Origin of the sequence: Streptomyces hygroscopicus subsp. hygroscopicus (assembly GCF_030269125.1) — a bacterium.
GTDB lineage: Bacteria > Actinomycetota > Actinomycetes > Streptomycetales > Streptomycetaceae > Streptomyces > Streptomyces hygroscopicus_C.
Map to the genome: position 1 here is coordinate 1 of NZ_BSSM01000024.1, position 19,003 is coordinate 19,003.

Here is a 19,003-nt window from a genome sequence, read left to right on the forward strand (position 1 = left end):
TCCGCGACGTATTCGTCCACGTCGCGGCGGGGGTCGATCACGACCGCCTTGCCGCTGGTGGGATCGCCGATGACGTACGCGGCCTGGGACAGGCAGTCGAGGTAGTGCTGGGCGAAGTACATGGGTGCCTCCTGGTGCGGGTGGTACGGAAGGGCCGGTCAACCCGGCCCCTCATACCCCGGGGGGTATCTCTACGGTGATTGTATACCCAGGGGGGTATCAAGCTGATGCCAGCGTATACCCACGGGGGTATGAGAGGGCAAGTCGTCCCGTCGGCGGCGGGGGAAGGGTGGCCGGCGCCCGCGGTCTCTGGCGGACGCGCGTGGATCTCTGGCATCATCCCCAGGCACCACCTGCACAGTCGCCCCACAAGAAGCCCGGCCATACGCAGGAGGCTCCCCCATGAAGGTCCGCTCCGCCCTGACCGCACTCGCGCTCGTCGTCGCCCCCGGTGTCGCCGTCCTCGGCACCGCGACGGACGCCTTCGCGGTCACCAAGATCAGCAATGCCACCGCGACCCAGATGTTCCGCGACGCAGGGATCACGTGGTCGTCGTCGGGCAACTGCTCCGACCGCTACAACTCGACCTGCACGTCGTTCGAGCAGCTCAACCTGGCCACCGCCCAGGGCGCCGTGACCCTCAAGCACGCCAGCGGCTGCGCCCTGAACATCACCGGCGGCACCGAGACCGGGCACGCCTCCGGCACGTACTCGCACTGGAACGGCTACAAGCTCGACTACGGCAAGAACACCTGCATCACCAACTACATCAAGAACAGCTTCACTTACTCCGGCCTGCGCGGCGACGGTTACCCGATGTGGACGGCGGCCTCCGGCAACGTCTACGCCGACGAGGGCACCCACTGGGACGCCCTCTACTACAGCTGCGGCTGCTGAGACCGCCACGGCAGGCATCCGGGCGACCGCCGTCGCCCGGGTCCGTCCGCCCCCGCGACCGCGCGCCGGTCAGGCCCTGTCGCCGTCGTCGGCCCGGCCGCCCTCCTCGGCACCGCGGGCCGTGTCGTCCCTCTCGGCCAGGAGCCCCAGGACCGCCTCGACCACGACCCCCGGAGCCGGGCCCGCGTCCACGGCACCGCCCCGTTCGTCGGGTGCCAGCGGTTCCAGCGCCGCCTCCTGCGACTCCAGCAGCGCGCGCGGCATGAAGTGGCCGGAGCGCTCGCTCATCCGCCGCCCCACTTCCTCGTGCCGAGCCGTCAGGTGCACGAAGAAGGCGTCCGGGCAGGCCTCCCGCAGGGTGTCGCGGTAGCGGCGGCGCAGCGCGGAGCAGGGCACCACACCGCCCGTCGCCGCCCGGTCGCGGGCGCGCAGCCAGTGGCCGACCGACTCCAGCCAGGTCTGCCGGTCGGCGTCCGTGAGCGGCACGCCCGATGCCATCTTGGCGATGTTCTCGGGCGAGTGGAAGTCGTCCGCCTCCGCGAAGGGGACGTCCAGCCGCCGCGCGAGCAGCCGGGCCACCGTCGTCTTGCCCACCCCGGACACCCCGAGCACGACGACGCACGGAGGGCGCTGTCCACGGTCAGGGCGCATCGCACTGTTCCACTCCTCACGGCCGGCGGTCGTTCGGCGCCGTACCCAGGATCGTCTCCTCGTGGAGCAGGGCCTCCCTGGTCACCGGGCCGGGCCCGTAGGAGTGCGCGCACGCCGGTCCGTCCGAGCCGGCCGGGTACTCCTCCAGGGGGACGAGATCCCGCTCCCACGCCGTGAGGACCGGGCTGAGCACCCGCCATGCCTCCTCGGCCTCGTCGCCGCGGATCGACAGAGCGGGATCTCCGCGCAGGACGTCGAGCAACAGCCGTCCGTAGGCGGGCAGTTCGGCGGGTTCCAGCCCGGCGGACAGCTCCAGCTCGGTGAGATGGCCGGACCGGGAGCCCGTGCCCATCAGGTCCAGGGTCAGGCCCTCGGGCTCCAGGCCGAAGCGCAGCACGTTGGGCACCACCTCCCCGGTGTGCCCGAACGGCAGATGGGGCACGGGCCGGAACCGCACCGCGACCTCCTTGCGGTCCGCCCGCAGCGCCTTGCCGCTGCGCAGCCGGAACGTCGTACCCGCCCAGCGCCAGTTGTCGAGTTCCAGTTCCACCTCGGCGAACGTCTCGGTGCCGCGCCCGGGGTCCACGCCCTCCTCGTCGGCGTACGACGGCACGTCGCGCCCGTCGACCGCGCCCGCGGAGTAGCGGGCCCGGCGCGTGCGGTGCACCACGTCGTACTCGGTCAGCATCCGCACGGAGCGCAGCACGTCGACCTTGCGGTCCCGCAGATCGCGTTCGCCGAGGGTGACCGGCGGTTCCATGGCGACGAGGCAGAGCACCTGGAGCAGATGGTTCTGCACCATGTCCTTCAGCGCGCCCACACGGTCGTAATAACCGGCCCTGCCCTCCAGCGCGAGGCTCTCGTCCCAGACGATCTCCACCTCGGCGATGTGGGTGCTGTTCCACAGGGGTTCGAGCACCCGGTTGGCGAGCCTGCTGCCCAGCACGTTCTGCACCGTCGTCATGGCGAGGAAGTGGTCCACCCGGAACACCGCCCGTTCCGGTACCAGTTCGGCGAGGAGGGCGTTCAGCTCACGGGCGCTTTCGAGGCCCTCGCCGAACGGCTTCTCCAGCACGATCCTGCTCCCCGGCGGCAGTCCCGCCGAGTGCAGCGCGGAGACCACCCGGGGGAACAGCGAGGGCGGCAGCGCGAGATACAGGGCGACGGGTTCGTCACCGGCGACGACCGCACGGACGTCCTCCGGGTCGGTGACATCGGCCCGCCGGTAGTGGGCCGACTCCACGACCGCTCGGCGGGCGTCGGCCGGGGTGTCACCGCCCTGCCGGTCGAGCCACTCGCCGATCCACTCCCGGAACCGCTCCGTGGTCCAGTCCTCGCGGCTCGCCCCGGTCACCCGGAACCCGTCGCCCAGGTGGCCCCGGGCGCGCAGCGCGGCGAGGGCCGGCATCAGGAAGCGCCCGCTGAGGTCGCCCGTCGCACCGAGGATGACGAGGCGCCCGATCATCGCGGTCTCGCCGCCCTCGCCCGCTGGAGGTTCACACCGCTCGCGATGACGCCGATATGGCTGAACGCCTGGGGGAAGTTGCCCATGAACTCTCCTGTGGTGGGGTGGATCTGCTCCGACAGCAGTCCGAGCGTGCTGGCCCGCGCGCACAGGGACGCGTACAGCTCCCCGGCCTCCTCGACGCGGCCCTGCCCGACCAGGTTGTCGACCAGCCAGAAGCTGCACAGCACGAACGCGCCCTCGTCACCGGCGAGGCCGTCGGGTGCCTCGTCGTGCAGATAGCGGTAGAGCAGCCCACCGCCGGCCGACAGCCGCTCGGTGACGGCCGCCGTCGTGGCCACCATCCGCGGATGATCGGCCGGTACGATCTCTCGCAGCGGCAGCGCCAGCAGGCTCGCGTCGAGGACGCCGCCGCCGGACAGATGGGCGCTGAGGGTACGCGACCTCTCGTCCCAGGACTCCTCCAGGACGGCGCGGCGCACGTCCTCGGCCGCCCTACGCCACTGGGCGATCCGGCCGGGCAGACCGTGCCGCTCGCCGATGCGCACGGCCCGGTCCAGGGCCACCTGGCACATCCCGGCCGAGTAGGTGAACGCCCGCCCCTCGCTGCGCACTTCCCAGATCCCCTGGTCGGGATGGCGCCAGGCGACCTCCGCCGCGTCCGCGAGCCCCGCCAGGCCCGCCCACAGCGCGGGCTGGATCTCCCCGCCCGCCAGCAGCCACTTGTCGGCGCAGTCGAGGATCTCGCCGTACACGTCGTGCTGGCGCTGGTCGGTCGCGCCGTTGCCCCAGCGCACCGGGACGGAGCCGCGATAGCCCGCCAGTTCGCCGTCCTCGACCTCGTCGGGCACCGTGTCGCCCTGGAGGGTGTACATGATGCGCGGGTGCCGGCTGTGCTCGAAGGCGTCGAGGACCCAGCCGAGGAAGGAGTCCGCCTCGCCGCCGAACCCGATACGGCGCAGCGCGAACACCGCGTACGCCGCGTCCCGGATCCAGGTGTAGCGGTAGTCCCAGTTGCGGATGCCGCCGATCGGCGCGGGCAGGGAGGAGGTGGGCGCCGCCACCAGCGAGCCGCTGGCCCAGTCGTCGCACATCTTCAGCGTGAGCGCGGCCCGTCTGACCAGGGCCGCCTGGGGGCCTGCGTAGTAGCAGCGCCGCATCCAGCGGCGCCAGGCGTCGGCGGTGCCCTTGAGCATGGCGTCGGTGTCGAAACGGTGGTGCCGGTGGAAGCGCCCCCAGGACAGCACCAGGTCGAGGCGGTCGCCCTGCCGGAGGTCGTGGGTGGTGCGCAGGCCGGTCAGCGGCCGGTTGGAGCGCAGGTGGAGGCGGAGGCCGGGATCCCGGCGGGCCCGTACCTCCAGCCCGCTGAACAGCGTCCGCGCCTGCCCGCCGCCGCGCGGCTCCAGGTCGGCCCGCAGCCGTACGTGCCCGTCCAGGACCACCGCCGAGCGCACGAGTTCCGCCCGCCCGGCAGGCATGTCCTCGGTGAGGTCGGCGCCGGACCTGAGGGCGAGCGCGTCGGTGAGGCGCACCAGGCCGGTGGGGGAGCGCAGTTCGGTGACCAGCACGCCGGTGTCGGGCTGGTAGTGCTGCCGGGCCTCCACCACGTCCTCGGGCGCCACGGTGAAGTGACCGCCGCGCGTGGGGTCGAGGAGGCCGCAGAAGAGGGCGTCCGAGTCGAAGCGTGGCACGCACATCCACGGGACGGAGCCGTCCAGGCCGACCAGGGCCGCCGTGGTGCCGTCCCCGATCAGGCCGAGGTCCTCCAGCGGGAGATGGCCGTCCCGCCTGCGGATCGGCCGGAAGGGCGGATCGGGATCGTACATACGCTCTCGTCTCTCGGTTCTTCTGCGACGCCGGGCCCTGCGGGCGCCCCCGGCCCTGTGTGACGCCGGAACACCTCGGACGTCGGCGCCCCACCGGCCTTGCGTGACGCCCGCGGAGGTCGGACGCCGAAACGACCCCTCCCGGGCCGGCGCGTCACTCGTCGAAGCCGACCAGCACCTTCACGGTCTCCTCGAGCTTCTTGTCCGACACCTCGAAGGCCCGCTCCATCTGGCCGAAGGGGAACCGGTGGGTGGTCATCCGGGTCGGATCGACGCGCCCGCTCTCGTCACGAATGCCTTCACCGGTTCGCGCCCTCCTGATCGGATTACGGCTGTCGCGCCCGCCGGACGTACGGTCAGCCCGCCGCGTCCCCGGCGGCCGGCGACGACCTCGCACCATCGTGATCACCGTCTCACGGGGCTCCGCGGACCGCGCGGGGACCGAAGCGCCGTTGATGCGTTCCGGTGAAAGCCGGGCCGCGTCGTACGGCGAATCCGCTTCGCCCCGGCGGCCCGTCGGCATCGTGGTGGCTCCGCCGTGCTGCGCGCGGGGCGGAGGGCGGAGGGTTCATGGCCGGCGGTGCCGCGGGGCGCGCCTTCATCGGGTCGTTCACATCGGCGGGTGGGCCGGGGATCGTCGTGGCCGACCTCGACCCGGGCACCGGGGCGCTGATCAGGACGGGCGCCGTGAAGACCGTCGCCGACCCGTCGTACCTCGCCGTCGGGCACGGGGAGACGGGTCCCGTCCTCTACGCCGTCTCGGAGACGGTGGGGGGAGCGGTGGCCGCGTACGACGCCACCGAGGCGGTGCCCCGCCCGCTCGGCCGGCCCGTGCCGGTCGGCGGCGACGAACCGACCCATCTCACCCTGGTCCAGGGACATCTGCTGACCGCCAACTACGGCTCGGGCAGTGTCAGCGTGCTGCCGCTGACCGCCGAGGGCCTGCCGCAGCCCCCGAGCAGCGTGCTGCACCACGAGGGCTCCGGCCCGCACCCAGAACGCCAGCGGTCCCCGCACGCCCACCAGGTCGTCCCCGATCCGACCGGGCGCTGGGTCCTCGGCGTCGATCTCGGCACCGACTCGGTGCGGGTCTGCTCGCTGGACGAGCGCACGGGCGAACTGCGTCCGCACGGCACGACCGCGCTGCCCCCGGGCACCGGGCCCCGGCACCTCGCCTTCCACCCCTCAGGGGACCACGCCTACGTCCTCGGGGAGCTCCGGCCGACGGTGACCGTGTGCCGCTGGGACGCGGCCGCCGGGGTCCTCGGCGCGGTCGGTGAGACGCCGCTGTTCCCGGACGGCCCGGACGTCCCGGTGCAGCCCTCGGCCCCGGTGGTCGCGTACGACGGCCGGTACCTGTGGGCGGCGGTGCGCGGCACCGACACCGTGGCCGTCCTCGCGCTCGACGAGTCGGGGGAACGGGCGGAACTGGTCACGGCCGTGCCCTGCGGTGGCCGCTGGCCGCGTGACCTGGTGCTCGATCCGTCGGGCCGGCGTCTGTACGCGGCCAACGAGCGCTCGGGCGAGGTGACGTGGCTCGACGTCGACCCCGCGACGGGCGTCCCCCGACCCGCCGGATCACTGCCCGTGCCCGCTGCCAGCAGTGTCGCCTTCGGATGAGGGTGCTCCGTACGAGGACGAGGACGAGGGAAGAGGATGGCCGAGCGGCAGGGCGGGACAGAACGCATCGTGGTCGGGGTGGACGGCTCGGAGGGCTCCAGGCAGGCCCTGCACTGGGCGGTGCGCCAGGCGGCGCTCACCGGCGGCCGGGTGGAGGCGGTGATCGCCTGGGACGTCCCGCAGTTCCACGGCGCCCTCGGCTGGCTGCCGCCGTCCGCCTCCGACGAGGCCGCCCTGGAGGGACGGGCGCGGAGCGAACTCACGAACGCGGTCGAGGAAGCCGCCGCGGCACACCCCGCCGTCGAGGTCAGCACCGTGGTCCGCTACGGCACCCCCGCCGGCGTTCTCATCGATGCCTCCCACGACGCCGCGTTGCTCGTGGTCGGCAGCCGCGGCCTCGGCGGCTTCCGCGGCCTGCTGCTCGGCTCGGTCGCCCAGCACTGCGTCCAGCACGCCCCCTGCCCGGTCCTCGTCCTCAGGGGGCAGGAGGAGGAGTGAGGGCCGCCCGCGGCCGGGAGGCGGTGCGGCTCGGCGGGGACGACCGGCGCTGGGCGTCCGCACCGAGGTCCGCGGACGGTCGCGGGGACCGTGCCGGGCGGAGGGCTCGTGCCGGACGGAGCGGGAGAGCCGTGCGCGCGCCCACGCCGGATCGGGGCCGCGGGTACCCGCCGCCCGCCACGCGCGCGGTGGGCACGGTCTCGTGGCCGTCGCAGGCCGCCCGCACGACCGCGCTGGTGCTGGTATCGGTGATACCGGCCGGCGAGTCGCCGCCGGACCACCTCGGCCGGCGCGACATCGGCGGCGTCGCCCACCTCGGTCCCGCCGGCGCACTCGTGGTCTACGCGGTGTGGTCGCGCGGGCCTGCTCCGGCTCCTCGGCGCCGCCGGGGCCGTCCTTTCCGCTGGAATGCCGCTCCCCGTGCGGAAACCGGCCGTCCGGGGCGGAACGACGGCCGCGGCGTGCCGTGCGGAAGGGCCTGCCGGGGACTTCGCCCCTGGCAGGCCCCGTCCGGTGCCGTCCGTCAGAACTGCTCGACGAAGTAGGGCTCCACGGTCATCCAGCCGTTGCCCCGGGCGCCGTAGTACGTGCCTTGGTCGCTGCGGGCCAGGGTGTACCAGGAGTCCACGTAGTCGGGGTCGTCGGTCCACCAGTCGTTCGGGATGGCGTCCAGGATCGCGTTGACCAGCGGGATGTAGGTGCCCTGGTCGGTGATGGTCAGCAGCGCCGTGGCGATCGCCTTGGCGAGGTCGCGGTAGTTGGTGCTGCCGTCCTCCTCCATCATCACGGCGTCGGCCAGGTTGTACTTGTAGTTCGACCAGTTCACGAGGATCTGGTTCGGCTTGTAGACGGTGCCGTCGTAGTCGAGGTACGGCATGTCCACGGGGTCGACGCGGACCTTGCCGTCCTGGCCGAACCCGCTGACCAGGGTGTAGATCTCGGCGGCACCCTTGACCCAGGGCTCCTCGTCGTCGGAGAGTTCGACGGCCGTGATCTTCGTGGTCCAGTAGCCCGCGGTGGCCGCCGCCCGCGGTGCGGCCGTGGTGTCCACCGCCGCCGCGGGCGCCGCGGAGCGAATGCCGTCCTTGACCAGTTCCTCGCGCAGGACGTCCAGACCGGCCGCCAGTGCCTTGGAGCTGTCGACGTCGACGACGTACACGGGGTGCGCGGGGGCCTTGCGGGCGTCCAGGCGGTGGGCGCGGCCCCGGCTGTCGTAGGCGGTGACGGTGGTGGCGTCGTCGTCCGAGACGGCGGCCGCGACCCAGGGGGTCGTGCCGGCCGCCAGGGAGGCGCGCATCGAGGGGTCCCCGAGGCGCAGCCGGAGCAGCGAGCCGGTCTTCGTGTCCAGGCCCTTGGCCGCGGCGATCTGCCGGTCGGCCGTGGCGAGTCGGGACTTCAGCGAGCCGCTCGCCCGCTCGGTGACGGGCACCTCGCGCGACTTCAGGGCGGCCGTGCGCAGCCGGGTGTTCCAGGAGGCGTCGCCGAGCGAGCGCGCGATGGCGCGGGCCGCCCGGTCCTGGGCGGAGGTGACGGCGGACGCGGTCGCGGAGTGGGCGTGCGCCGCGCGGGTCGCCGCGGGGGCGGGGGCCGCGAGGGCCGCGGGCGCGGCGGCCAGGGTCTGGGCCGCGCAGAAGGTGACCAGGGTGGCCGCGGCGGCGGTGAGGGTGCGGCGTCCGCGGGCGTGGCGAGGTCTCACGAGGATCGATCCTCCGGATGTGGAGTGGTCGGTGACACGTGGTCGGGGGTGGGTGGCGCGGGAACCGGTCCGCAGTGGGTCTATGCGGGTAGATGATTCCCTCCCCATGATGACGCGAGCATGTCACTCTTACAAGGTTCTCACAGTGTGAGCAGACGAAGTTCCGATGCTGCGCAGAGAATTGACGATGCCTCAGGAGGCATGCCGGTGCCGGATCTGCTCGCCGAGCGCCGCGCGCTGCTCCGGGCCCGCGGCGACATCGAGCGGATGCTCGGCGGCGGGCGCGGCAGCAGCCGGTCGGCGCGGTGGAGGCGGCGGAGCAGGGGATCGCGGTGGGTGGACAGACGGGTGGCGGCCCGCGGTGGGTGAACAAACGGGTGGCGACCGGGGGGCGTTGTACTACTACCGTCTGCCGTCTGCCGTCTGCCGTCTGCCGTCTGCCGCCTCGGCCGCTGCCGACGGCCGAGGCGAACCGCCACCTCCTCGACCCCTCGGCGCCGAGCGCGTCCACCTGACCGGCGCGTCGAGCGGCGGCGCGATCGCGCAGACGCCCTGGCCGGGTGGCCGGGCGGCCGGTGCTCTCCGTCCCCGTGCACCCGGCCGGACGCCCCGCCGGGCCCGCGGGGGAACCGGTGACCCGGCACCCGACCCCGCTCGACCTCGTCGGCTCCCATGTCGTCCCGGCCGACGAGGCGCGGGAGCCGGAGCGGGCCACCTCGGCGTGGGCACCTGTCCGGGGCGCGCGGCCCGTGAAGGCGTTCTCCCTCGGACCGGCGCCCTCCCGTCGCCGGGTGACCGCACCGCCGAACCCGCGCCGCGTCACCGCGCCCACGGTGGTCGTCCATGGCGGCGCAACCGCATGGCGCACCCGAGCGGTGCCCGTGTCCCCGCCCCTCCCCGGCGCCGGTCATGGGGAGATCACCGGCAGGGGCCGCCGATTCCTCCCGAGGGACAGCCCAGGGCACGGCCCGGCCGCGCGTCAGCGCACCGGTGACGGGAAGCTCAGGCGTCCGTCGTGGACCTCGGCGATCCGGTCGGCGGCGGTGAGGTGGGCGCGGTCGTGGGTGACCAGGATCGTGGCGGTGCGCTGTTCGTGGGTGAGGCGGGTGAGCAGGTCGATGACGGCGGCGCCGCGTTCGTGGTCGAGGGCGCTGGTCGGCTCGTCGACCAGGAGGACGGCGGGGTCGTTCATCAGCGCGCGGGCGATGTTGACGCGCTGGCGCTGGCCGCCGGAGAGCTGGTGGGGGCGCCGGTCCGCCTGCTCGGCCAGGCCGACGGCGTCGAGCAGGCGCATCGCCCTGGGCCGGGCCTTGGCGGGGGAGCGGCCGTCGAGGTGGGCCATGACCTGGAGTTGTTCGGCGGCCGTCAGGGAGGGCAGCAGGTTGGGCTGCTGGAAGACGATGCCGATCGTGCGGCGGCGCAGCTCGGTGAGTTCGCCGCGGGTCATGCCCGTGGTGGTGGTGCCGTCGATGGTGACCGTGCCGGAGTCGGGGGTGACGAGGGTCGCGGCGACGGCCAGCAGGCTCGACTTCCCGGAACCGGAGGGGCCGACGACGGCCGTGAGGCTGCCCCCCGGCACGTCGAGGGTGACCCGGTCGAGGGCGGTCAGGCGGTCGTCGCCGTCGGCGTAGGTGAGGGTGATGTCGGTGAGGCTCAGGCTCATCGGGTGCTCCCCAGGGCGGTCAGCGGGTCGACGGAGGTGATGCGGCGGACCGACAGAGCGGCCCCGAGTGCGCCGAGGACGATCATCACGGCGGCGGGCACCAGGACGGTGGCGGGGGTGAGCAGGAACGGCACGGTGGTGCCGGCGACCAGGGCACCCAGCGCGGCGGCGAGGGCGGTGCCGACGAGGGTGCCGCCGGTGAGCAGGACCAGGGCCTGGCCGAGGGCGTCGCGCAAGAGGCCCGCGGTGGAGGCGCCCAGGGCCTTCAGGACGGCGATGTCCGCGCCGCGCTGGATGGTCCACACGGTGAAGAACGCGCCGATGACCAGGGCCGAGATGGCGAACAGGAAGCCGCGCATCAGCTGGAGGGAGCCGTTCTCGGAGCTGTAGGAGCCGATCGCGGACAACGAGTCCTGCTTGGAGACCGTCCTCGTGCCCACGGCCCGGTCGGTGGCCCGCACGTCGGCGCCGGAGGCGGTGCTCAGGGCGATGACGGTGGCGGTGGGGCCGTTGGTGGGGGGCGCGGTCCTGCGCCAGGTGTCCAGACTGGCCCAGATCACCGGGGTGTGGCTGAACGACGCGTCGCCGCGCACGGCCGCGACGGTCAGGCGCTGCCGGCCGGCGAGGGTGACCTGGTCGCCGGGTCCGAGCGCGAGGGCGTCGGCGGCGGCGGTGGACAGCACCACCGAGTCGTCGTCGATCCGGTCGCCGTCCGGGGCCAGCGCGGAGCCGGGCCGGACGCCGAAGACGGAGACCCCGGTGCTCCCGCCGCCGCTCGCGGTGGCCTTGGTGGTGCTGATGCCCAGCGGCTCGGCACGGGTGACGCCCGGGGCCTTCGACCACCGCCGCCACTGCTGCTCGGTCACGGTCGAGTCGGCGTACGACAGCTTCTGCCCGCCGCCGGGCGCACCGAAGGCGATCCGGTCCGCCGGCAGGCCGTCGATCGCGGAGATGTTCTGCCTGCCGAGCCCGGCGGTCAGCCCGGACAGCAGGCCGACCAGCAGAGTGATCAGCACGATGACGGTTCCCATCAGGGCGAACCGCCCCTTGGCGAATCTCAGGTCCCTCCAGGCGACGAACACGTCCCTGCCTTTCGTGTGGTGGAAGCGGTGCACCCCGACTGTCGCCGCCCGCACCCGCTCCGGGCATCTGGCCTGGGAGGGGACCTTGCGGATCGAAGGGCGGGGGCCCGGTTCTGTCTTTCGATGGATGTCCGAGCGGCCGCGGGACCGTACGCTTGGACGATCGTGAACACCCTGACCCCCACCACCCGGGCGCTCGCCTGGTGCCTGCACCTGCTCACCGCCGGCCTGCTCGCCCTGGCCGCGGGCCGTGCCGTGATCGACGGAGCGCCGCACGCCGCGGCCGTCGTCGCCGTGACCGCCGTCCTGGGCCTGGTGTACGCGGCGGGGCCGCTGCTGCCGCGCGTCGCCGCCTCCCACCGGGCCGCCACCTGGTGGCTGACCGCCGTGGGGACGGTCTGGCTGGTGCTGCTGGTCCTGTCCGCCGACGGTGTGTGGATCGCCTTCCCGCTGTACTTCCTCCAGCTCCACCTCCTGCCACGCCGCGCCGGCCCGGCCGCCGTCGCCGCCACGGCGACCGCGGCCATCGTGGCCTTCGCCGCCCACCAGGGCTCCTTCACTTTGGCCACCGCGATCGGCCCGGCCCTCGGCGCCGCCGTGGCGGTCGCGGTGGTCCGCGGCTACCAGGCCCTGTACCGGGAGAGCGAACAGCGCCGCCGGCTGATCGAGGAACTCACCGCCACCCGTGCCGATCTGGCCGCCGCCCAGCACACCGCGGGGGTACTGGCGGAACGCGAACGCCTGGCCCGCGAGATCCACGACACCCTCGCCCAGGGTCTGTCCAGCATCCAGCTGCTGCTGCACGCCGCCGAACGCGCGCTGCCGGGCAGGCCCGAGGCCGCCGCCCGCCACGTGGAGCAGGCCCGGCACACCGCCGTCGACAACATCGCCGAGGCCCGCCGCTTCGTCGCCGCCCTCACTCCGCCCGCCCTGGACGGGACCACCCTGGCCGGTGCCCTGGAACGGCTGTGCGCCACCACCTCCGCGCGCCACCCGCTCGACGCCCGTTTCCGCCTCACCGGTGAGCTGGTACGGCTGCCCACGGCGCACGAGGTCGCCCTGCTGCGCATCGCCCAGTCCGCCCTCGCCAACACCGTCCGCCACGCGGGCGCCGCCACCGCCGAGGTCACCCTCGGGTACCTCGGCGACCACGTCGCCGTGGACGTCGTGGACGACGGCACCGGCTTCGACCCCGACGCGCTGCCCGCCCCCGACCCGGCCGACGGAGGGTTCGGACTCGCGGCTATGCGCGCCCGCATAGGCGACCTCGGCGGCACCCTGACCATCGAATCCGCCCCGGGCAGGGGCGCCACGGTGGCCGCCAGGCTCCCCTTCACCGGGCCCGCCGAGCCCGCCGACACCGATGCGGAGGCCCGCCCGTGACCGACACGCCGATCCGTCTGCTCCTCGCCGACGACCACCCCGTGGTCCGGGCCGGGCTGCGCGCCGTGCTGGAGACCGAACCCGGGCTCGTCGTCGTGGCCGAGGCCGCCACCGCCGAGGAAGCCGTCGCCCGGGTGGCCGCGGGCGACATCGACGTCGTCCTGATGGACCTGCAGTTCCGAGGCGGTATGAACGGTGCCGAGGCCACCGCCGCCGTCACCGCGCGCCCCGGCGCGCCCCGGGTCCTGATCGTCACGACGTACGACTCCGACGCCGACATCCTGCCCGCCATCGAGGCGGGCGCCACCGGCTACGTGCTCAAGGACGCCCTGCCCGAGGAACTGGCCGCAGCCGTGCGCACCGCCGCCACCGGCCGCACCACCCTGGCGCCCACCGTGGCCGACCGCCTCATGAACCGGCTGCGCACGCCCGGCACCACGCTGACCCGCCGCGAGACCGAGGTCCTGTCCCTGGTCGCCGAGGGGCTGTCCAATCAGGCGATCGGTTCACGCCTCCACCTCACCGAGGGCACCGTCAAGTCCCACCTGGTCCGCATCTACGCCAAGCTCGACGCCGACTCCCGCACCGCCGCGGTCGCCACGGCCACCGGGCTCGGACTCATCCGGCGCTGACGCCGCAACCGGCCGGAGGCTCAGCACGGACTCCGCCCCGCCAGCACGTCCGGCAACCGGTCCGCGGGCAGGGCCGGCAAGGTGTGGCCCCGGTGGCCCGTGGTCGTCGTCGCGGCGAGCAGGGAGTTGAGGACCGACTCCTCGACCGCGTCCAGGACGGCCTCGAACAGGGGGCTCAGTTCGGTGTCCGCCACCAGGGCGCCGGGCTCCGGGCGGGTGGTGAGGGCGAGGGCGTAGTCGCCGCTGCCGTGGCTGTAGGCGGCGCCCGTGCGGGCCAGGGCGAACACGGCGCGGCGGGCGAGGCGGGTGAGCTGCCGGGCGTCGAGCGGGGCGTCCGTGGCGACGACGATCACGCAGGAGCCGGTCTCCGCGGCCGGGCCCGGGGCGTCGGCCAGGCCGAGGGAGCGCGGCGTGACCGTGCGGCCGAGGACCCGCAGCGTGCCCCCGAAGTTCGCCTGGACCAGGACCCCGGCCGTGCGGCGCCGGCCACCGACGTCCGTCGTGCGGGAGGAGGTTCCGATGCCGGCCTTGAAGCCCAGGGCGCCGGTGCCGGTGCCCGCGCCGACGCAGCCCTCGGCCACCGGGCCGCCGGACGCCCGGTCGAGCGCCGCCCGGACGTGCTCCTCGCGCACCGGGCGGGCGCGGATGTCGGACAGGAAGCCGTCGTTGCACTCGCCCACGACCGGGTTGAGGCTGCGTACGTCGGCGCAGTCGGGCCGTTCCAGCATCCAGCCGACCAGGGCGTCGGCGACCCGGAAGGCCGACAGGGTCGAGGTCAGCAGCACCGGGGTCTCCAGGGTGCCGAGCTCGGCGAGCTGCGTCGTGCCGATGAGTTTGCCGTAGCCGTTGCCGGTGAACACCCCGGCGGGCAGCGGCGCGTGGGGGCCCACGGCGCCGGGCACGACGGCGGTCACCCCGCTGTGCACGTCGGGAGGCCGGCGGACGGTGGCGTGCCCGACCCGGACGCCCGGCACGTCCGTGATCGCGTCGAGCGGCCCGGGGGCGAACTCCCCGATGACGATGCCGAGATCACGGGACCGGGCGCGCCCTGCCGAATGTTCCATGCCGCACCACGCTACCCGCCGCCGGAGACCCCGTCAGGCGGCCCGGTCCTCGATGTAGGAGAGGCAGGCCTGCCGGGAGTCCTCCGCGTGGACGACCTCCCAGCCGTCCGGGACGGTGATGCCCACGGGCCAGAGGGAGTGGTCACCGGGGGCGTTGCGCAGCACGACGTAGGAACGGTCCGCGCTGTCGAAGGGGTTGGTCATCGGGGCTCCCGTCGAGGGTCGGGTCAGTCGAACAGGCGGCGGCTCATGCCGCGCACCGCGAGGAACCAGGCGGCCGCGGTGCAGCAGCCGAGCACCGCCAGATGCAGCAGGTCCACGGCGCCGAGCGTGCCGAAGGCCGCGTGCCGCACCAACCGCATGCAGTGGTAGATGGGGTTGAGGGCCGCGACGATCCGCAGCCAGCCGGACAGCCCCGACAGCGGGAAGAAGACGCCCGCGGCCATCACGAGCGGGGTGAGGACGCCCGAGACGACCAGCCGCAGCCAGTCGATCGCCGGGACCAGCGTGGAGATCCACATCCCGCCCAGCGCGAACGCCAGCCCCGACACCAGGGTGATCAGTGGTACCAGCAGCAGCGACGGCCCGAGGGGCAGACCGATGGCGAGGGTGACGAGCAGCGGAACCGAGCTGTAGACGGCGGACTTCACCGCGATCCACGACGCCTCGGCCGTGACCAGTTCCCACACGTCCACCGGGCGGCTGAGCACCGCGTCGTAGAGGTGCTGGTAGCACCGCCGGTTGTAGCTCTCGAACATGCCGGCGAACGCGGAGGCGAACAGGACCGAGGTGACGACCATGCCGACCCCGAGGAACTGCGGGTACGGGCGGCCCTCGGCCGAATCCACCAGGCGGTTGAAGCCGGCGCCGAAGCCGGCCAGGTACACCAGCGGCTCGATCAGCGAACCGAACGTGATCGCGGGCCAGTAGCGCCGGAACAGCAGGAGTTCACGCCGCCACACCGCGCGCAGCGCCGGCAGCAGGACGGGCGTCGGGGCCTCGTCGGCGTCCGCCGGCGCGAGGGTCCTCGCCGGGGGAGCCGGAGCGGCACTCGTCATGAACGGGTCCCTTCGGATGATGATGCCGGCGTCAGACGAACAACTCGCCGGTCAGGATGACGAACACGTCCTCCAGCGTGGTCGGACGCAGCACGTCCGCGGGACCCAGCGCCTCGCGCAGGGACTCGGGCATCGTCTCGGCGCGCAGCACCGACACCGACAGGCCGGTACGACGGCTGGGCAGCCCCGCCCGCCGTACCAGCTCCTCCACCTGCGCGCGGCGGTTCGCGTCGCCCCGGTACTCGGCGGCCTGGGCCCCCGCATGGACGCGCAGCAACTCGTCCGGGGCGCCCTGGGCGATCAGCCGGCCCGCGAAGACGACGGCGACCTCGTCCGCGAGGCGTTCGGCCTCCTCGATGTAGTGCGTGGACATCAGCACCGTCGTACCGGACTCGCGCAGCGCCTCGATCACGTCCCACAGGCCCTGCCGGATCTGGGGATCGAGACCGACGGTCGGCTCGTCGAGCAGCAGCAGCCGCGGCGAGGTGAGGATGCCCCGGGCGAGCAGCAGCCTGCGCCGCATTCCGCCGGACAGCTCCTCCACCCGGCTGTCCGCCCGGTCGGTCAGCCGCACGGCGGCCAGGGCGCGGTCCACCGCGCCGTCGTACTCGCCGGCCGAAAGGGAACTGAAACGGACGAAGACCTCAAGGTTCTGACGCACCGTCAGCTCGATGTCGAGATTGTCCTCCTGCGGTACGACACCGAGCAGCGAGCGCACCCGGCGGGACCCGGCGGGCATGGCGTGCCCCAGCACCTCCACCGTGCCGCGGGTCGCCCGGCTCTGGCCGGTGATGAGCCGCATGGTGGTGGACTTTCCCGCGCCATTCGGCCCGAGGAGACCCATGAATCGGCCTGGCGGAATATCGATACTGAGTCCGTCCACGGCGTTCGCCGAGCCATAGGTCTTTACAACATCCCGAAAAAGGACAGTGGGGACGCTCACCCGGTTAATTCCCCCCCTTTGGATACGCGGCACGGACGAGGTCCCAAGGCGTCGAGCCCGCCGCATCCGCCCATACAAGCGCACCCGGCACCCGGTTGTGAACCCCCTTCTGCCTGCGCGACGTTGTTGGTAAGGTGCGACGTGATCAAGCCCCGACGTGGGCATGTTCCAATCCGGGGGGTTTGATGAGGGCACGCATAGTCGTGCTTGTCGCCGGGCTGCTGCTGGTGCTCATCGGTGCCGACTGTGCTTTCGTCGTACACGCGGTCCCCGATCCAGTGCGGGCCGATGCTGCGCCGTCGGCGTTTTCCGCCTATCGCGCCAAGGCCGATATCGAGCATTTCGCGGACGCGCCGCATCCTTCGGGTAGCGCGCGTGCGGAACGGACCCGTGCTTATGTGAGCGGTCAGCTGACGCGGCTCGGACTGAAACCGGTGGAGGACGAGGCGACCGAGGTCGTCCCCGGCGACTCCGCCTCCCATCTGGCCGGCCGGGTGCACGACATCTCCGCCACCATCGCGGGCAGTTCTCCCACGGGGCAGGTCCTGCTGGTCGCCCACACGGACTCCGTCCTCACCGGTCCCGGCGCCTCCGACGACGGACTCGGCGTGTCGTCCCTCCTGGAGATCGCCCGCATCCTGACCAAGGGGCCCCGCCCGCGCAACGACGTCGTGCTGTTGTTCACCGACTCGGAGGAGACCGGCCAACTCGGGGCGCGCGCCTATGTCCACAGCCTCGGCGACGCCACCGACAAGCCCCGTGTCGTCCTCAACCTGGAGGCGCGCGGCACCTCCGGACGCGCCGTCATGTTCGAGACCGGCGAGCACAGCTCCGCCCTGGTGAAGGCGCTCGGCGGCCACCCGCCCGTGGCCACCTCGCTGTCCGCCGAGGTCTACCGGCGGCTGCCGAACGACACCGACTTCACCCAGCTGCGCGAGGCCGGCATGACCGGGCTGAACTTCGCCGTCATCGGCGACAGCGCCGACTACCACACCCCCGGCGACGACCTCGCCCACGTCCACCTGGGCAGCCTCCAGGACCTCGGGGACACCGTGCTGTCCGCCGTGCGCCGGCTGTCCGCCACGGATCTGCGGGACGTCACCCGGTCCTCCGACGCGACCTGGTTCAACGTCGGCCCGGTGCTGGTCAGTTACCCCTCGGGCGCGGTGCTCCCGCTGGCCGCCGCGGCGCCGCTCGCCCTGCTCCTGGCCGGCTGGTACGCCCGCCGCCGCAAGGCGCTGCGGCCCGGGGCGGTGCCGAGGCCCGCGCTCACCTTCCCCCTCGTGCTCCTGGCCACGGCCGCGCTCGGCTGGGCCGCCTGGCGCGTTCTGGTGCTGATCCGCCCGTACTACGCCTCGTTCCTCACCGGGGACCCCTACCGCACCGGCCCCGCCGTCATCGGCCTGCTGCTGCTCACCGCCGCCGTCACCGGGCTGTGGGCCGCATGGACGGCCCGGCGCGCCGGCGCCCTGGACACGGCCGTGGGCATCGCGGTGTGGCCCGCGCTGCTGGCGGTACCCACCGCCCTGCTGCTGCCCGGCGCGGCGTACGTGTTCACGTGGACGGCGCTCGGCATGGCGGCCGGTGTCGCCCTCGCCGCCCGCGCCGCCGAGGAGTCCCCGTGGCGCACCGCGGCCCTTCTCGGGGCGGCCCTGCCCTCCGTGATCGTCCTCGTGCCGCTCGTCACCCTGCTCTTCCCGACGCTCGGCCTCGCCACGGCGGCGGCCCCGCTGGCCCTGGCCGCCCTGGCCCTCGCCGTCCTGGCGACACCCCTGGCCCGCCTGCTCCGCGGTCTGCGGGCCAGGCGTCTGATCGCCCTCGCGGCCGTCGTCGCGCTGGCCGGCACCGCCTGCGTCGGCGGAGCCGTCGCCGCCGACCGGCCCGACGCGGACCATCCGCGGCCGGTCAGCCTCATGTACGCCCTCGACGCGGATCACGGGCGCGCCTACTGGGTGTCCGAGGACGCCGACCCGGCCTCCTGGGTCACCGGATACACCGGGCACCGGCGCACCGACACGCTGGAGAGCTGGTCGCCTGCCCTCGCCGCGCCGCCGGGCGGCCTGCTCGCCGGGCCGGCCCCGGTAGCCCCAGTCACCACCCCCGAGGTCACCACCGTGTCCGACACCCGCGCCGGCGCCACCCGGACCGTCCGCCTCAAGGTCCGGCCCAAGAGCGGAAAGCCGGCCCTGCTCGCCCTGTACGTCGACACCTCCACCACGCGGGTCGTGCGGGCCCGCGTCGAGGGCGCGCCCGCCGGCACACCCGACCTGTCCGGCGGGGAGAACCGCCGGTACGCCGGATCACCGTGGAAGTGGGGTCTGCTGATGGTGGCTCCCGGCCCGCGAGGCCAGGAAGTGACCCTCGTCGTCCACGGCGACAAGCCAGTGCGCCTGCTCGCGATGACGGAGGACGCCGGGCTGCCCGACGGGGCCCTGAGCAGACCGCGGCCCGCCGACCTCACCTGGCAACCGGGCGCGGCGGGACTCTCCTTCGCCAGCCGCCTGTACACCATCTGACCCGGGCAC

The 19,003-nt window shown here is 73.8% G+C and carries 17 protein-coding genes; 6 read left to right on the forward strand and 11 right to left on the reverse strand.

Annotated elements, in window-relative coordinates:
* The first annotated feature begins 402 nt into the window (after window positions 1-402).
* A complete protein-coding gene (locus QSK45_RS35055) occupies window positions 403-897 on the forward strand; it encodes a hypothetical protein (RefSeq protein ID WP_285562970.1) in 495 nt (164 codons plus the stop codon).
* Between the two features lie 69 nt (window positions 898-966).
* Here the strand turns inward: QSK45_RS35055 and QSK45_RS35060 are convergent, their stop codons facing one another.
* From QSK45_RS35060 to QSK45_RS35075, 4 genes are all read right to left on the reverse strand, one after another.
* On the reverse strand, window positions 967-1,548 hold the full coding sequence (locus QSK45_RS35060; protein ID WP_285562971.1) for a gluconokinase: 582 nt from the start codon (window positions 1,546-1,548) through the stop codon (window positions 967-969).
* 16 nt (window positions 1,549-1,564) lie between these two features.
* Window positions 1,565-3,013, reverse strand: a complete 1,449-nt coding sequence (locus QSK45_RS35065) for a glucose-6-phosphate dehydrogenase (RefSeq protein WP_285562972.1) — start codon at window positions 3,011-3,013, stop codon at window positions 1,565-1,567.
* Window positions 3,010-4,839, reverse strand: coding sequence for a glycoside hydrolase family 15 protein (locus QSK45_RS35070; protein ID WP_285562973.1), 1,830 nt, complete (start codon window positions 4,837-4,839; stop codon window positions 3,010-3,012). The genes QSK45_RS35065 and QSK45_RS35070 overlap by 4 nt, the downstream gene beginning before the upstream one ends.
* Window positions 4,840-4,993: 154 nt before the next feature.
* Window positions 4,994-5,362, reverse strand: a complete 369-nt coding sequence (locus QSK45_RS35075; protein ID WP_285562974.1) for a hypothetical protein — start codon at window positions 5,360-5,362, stop codon at window positions 4,994-4,996.
* Between the two features lie 47 nt (window positions 5,363-5,409).
* Between QSK45_RS35075 and QSK45_RS35080 the strand changes: the two genes are divergently transcribed.
* Together QSK45_RS35080 and QSK45_RS35085 are read left to right on the forward strand one after the other, a co-directional pair.
* Window positions 5,410-6,459 (forward strand): lactonase family protein, encoded by a 1,050-nt coding sequence (locus QSK45_RS35080; RefSeq protein WP_285562975.1) that lies wholly within the window; start codon window positions 5,410-5,412, stop codon window positions 6,457-6,459.
* Window positions 6,460-6,495: 36 nt separating this feature from the next.
* The gene (locus QSK45_RS35085; RefSeq protein ID WP_285562976.1) at window positions 6,496-6,957 is read left to right on the forward strand and encodes a universal stress protein; all 462 of its coding nucleotides are present in this window, start codon (window positions 6,496-6,498) and stop codon (window positions 6,955-6,957) included.
* 523 nt (window positions 6,958-7,480) lie between these two features.
* On the opposite strand, the gene QSK45_RS35090 is transcribed toward QSK45_RS35085, so the two are convergent.
* The 3 genes from QSK45_RS35090 to QSK45_RS35100 all read right to left on the reverse strand — a co-directional run bounded on the left by QSK45_RS35090 (window position 7,481) and on the right by QSK45_RS35100 (window position 11,398).
* Window positions 7,481-8,653, reverse strand: coding sequence for a DUF3103 family protein (locus QSK45_RS35090; protein WP_285562977.1), 1,173 nt, complete (start codon window positions 8,651-8,653; stop codon window positions 7,481-7,483).
* Between the two features lie 979 nt (window positions 8,654-9,632).
* Window positions 9,633-10,316, reverse strand: a complete 684-nt coding sequence (locus QSK45_RS35095; protein ID WP_285562978.1) for an ABC transporter ATP-binding protein — start codon at window positions 10,314-10,316, stop codon at window positions 9,633-9,635.
* A complete protein-coding gene (locus tag QSK45_RS35100; RefSeq protein ID WP_285562979.1) occupies window positions 10,313-11,398 on the reverse strand; it encodes an ABC transporter permease in 1,086 nt (361 codons plus the stop codon). Before QSK45_RS35100 ends, QSK45_RS35095 begins: the two co-directional genes overlap by 4 nt.
* A 123-nt stretch (window positions 11,399-11,521) precedes the next feature.
* On the opposite strand from QSK45_RS35100, the gene QSK45_RS35105 reads away from it, so the two are divergent.
* Window positions 11,522-12,781, forward strand: coding sequence for a sensor histidine kinase (locus tag QSK45_RS35105; protein ID WP_285562980.1), 1,260 nt, complete (start codon window positions 11,522-11,524; stop codon window positions 12,779-12,781).
* A complete protein-coding gene (locus QSK45_RS35110) occupies window positions 12,778-13,413 on the forward strand; it encodes a response regulator (protein WP_285562981.1) in 636 nt (211 codons plus the stop codon). The genes QSK45_RS35105 and QSK45_RS35110 overlap by 4 nt, the downstream gene beginning before the upstream one ends.
* A 20-nt stretch (window positions 13,414-13,433) precedes the next feature.
* Here QSK45_RS35110 and QSK45_RS35115 read toward each other — a convergent pair whose 3' ends face one another.
* Genes QSK45_RS35115 through QSK45_RS35130 form a run of 4 tightly spaced genes read right to left on the reverse strand, consistent with a single transcriptional unit; the run spans window position 13,434 to window position 16,643 of the window.
* Window positions 13,434-14,477: a P1 family peptidase gene (locus QSK45_RS35115; RefSeq protein ID WP_285562982.1), complete on the reverse strand. Its 1,044-nt coding sequence runs from the start codon at window positions 14,475-14,477 to the stop codon at window positions 13,434-13,436.
* Between the two features lie 33 nt (window positions 14,478-14,510).
* Window positions 14,511-14,681: an MbtH family protein gene (locus QSK45_RS35120; protein WP_285562983.1), complete on the reverse strand. Its 171-nt coding sequence runs from the start codon at window positions 14,679-14,681 to the stop codon at window positions 14,511-14,513.
* Window positions 14,682-14,704: 23 nt separating this feature from the next.
* Window positions 14,705-15,535 carry an ABC transporter permease gene (locus QSK45_RS35125; RefSeq protein ID WP_285562984.1) on the reverse strand — a complete coding sequence of 277 codons (831 nt, stop codon included), beginning with the start codon at window positions 15,533-15,535 and terminating at the stop codon, window positions 14,705-14,707.
* Between the two features lie 31 nt (window positions 15,536-15,566).
* Window positions 15,567-16,643: an ABC transporter ATP-binding protein gene (locus QSK45_RS35130; protein ID WP_395484715.1), complete on the reverse strand. Its 1,077-nt coding sequence runs from the start codon at window positions 16,641-16,643 to the stop codon at window positions 15,567-15,569.
* Between the two features lie 233 nt (window positions 16,644-16,876).
* Between QSK45_RS35130 and QSK45_RS35135 the strand changes: the two genes are divergently transcribed.
* A complete protein-coding gene (locus QSK45_RS35135; protein WP_285562985.1) occupies window positions 16,877-18,994 on the forward strand; it encodes a M20/M25/M40 family metallo-hydrolase in 2,118 nt (705 codons plus the stop codon).
* Window positions 18,995-19,003 lie beyond the last annotated feature (9 nt).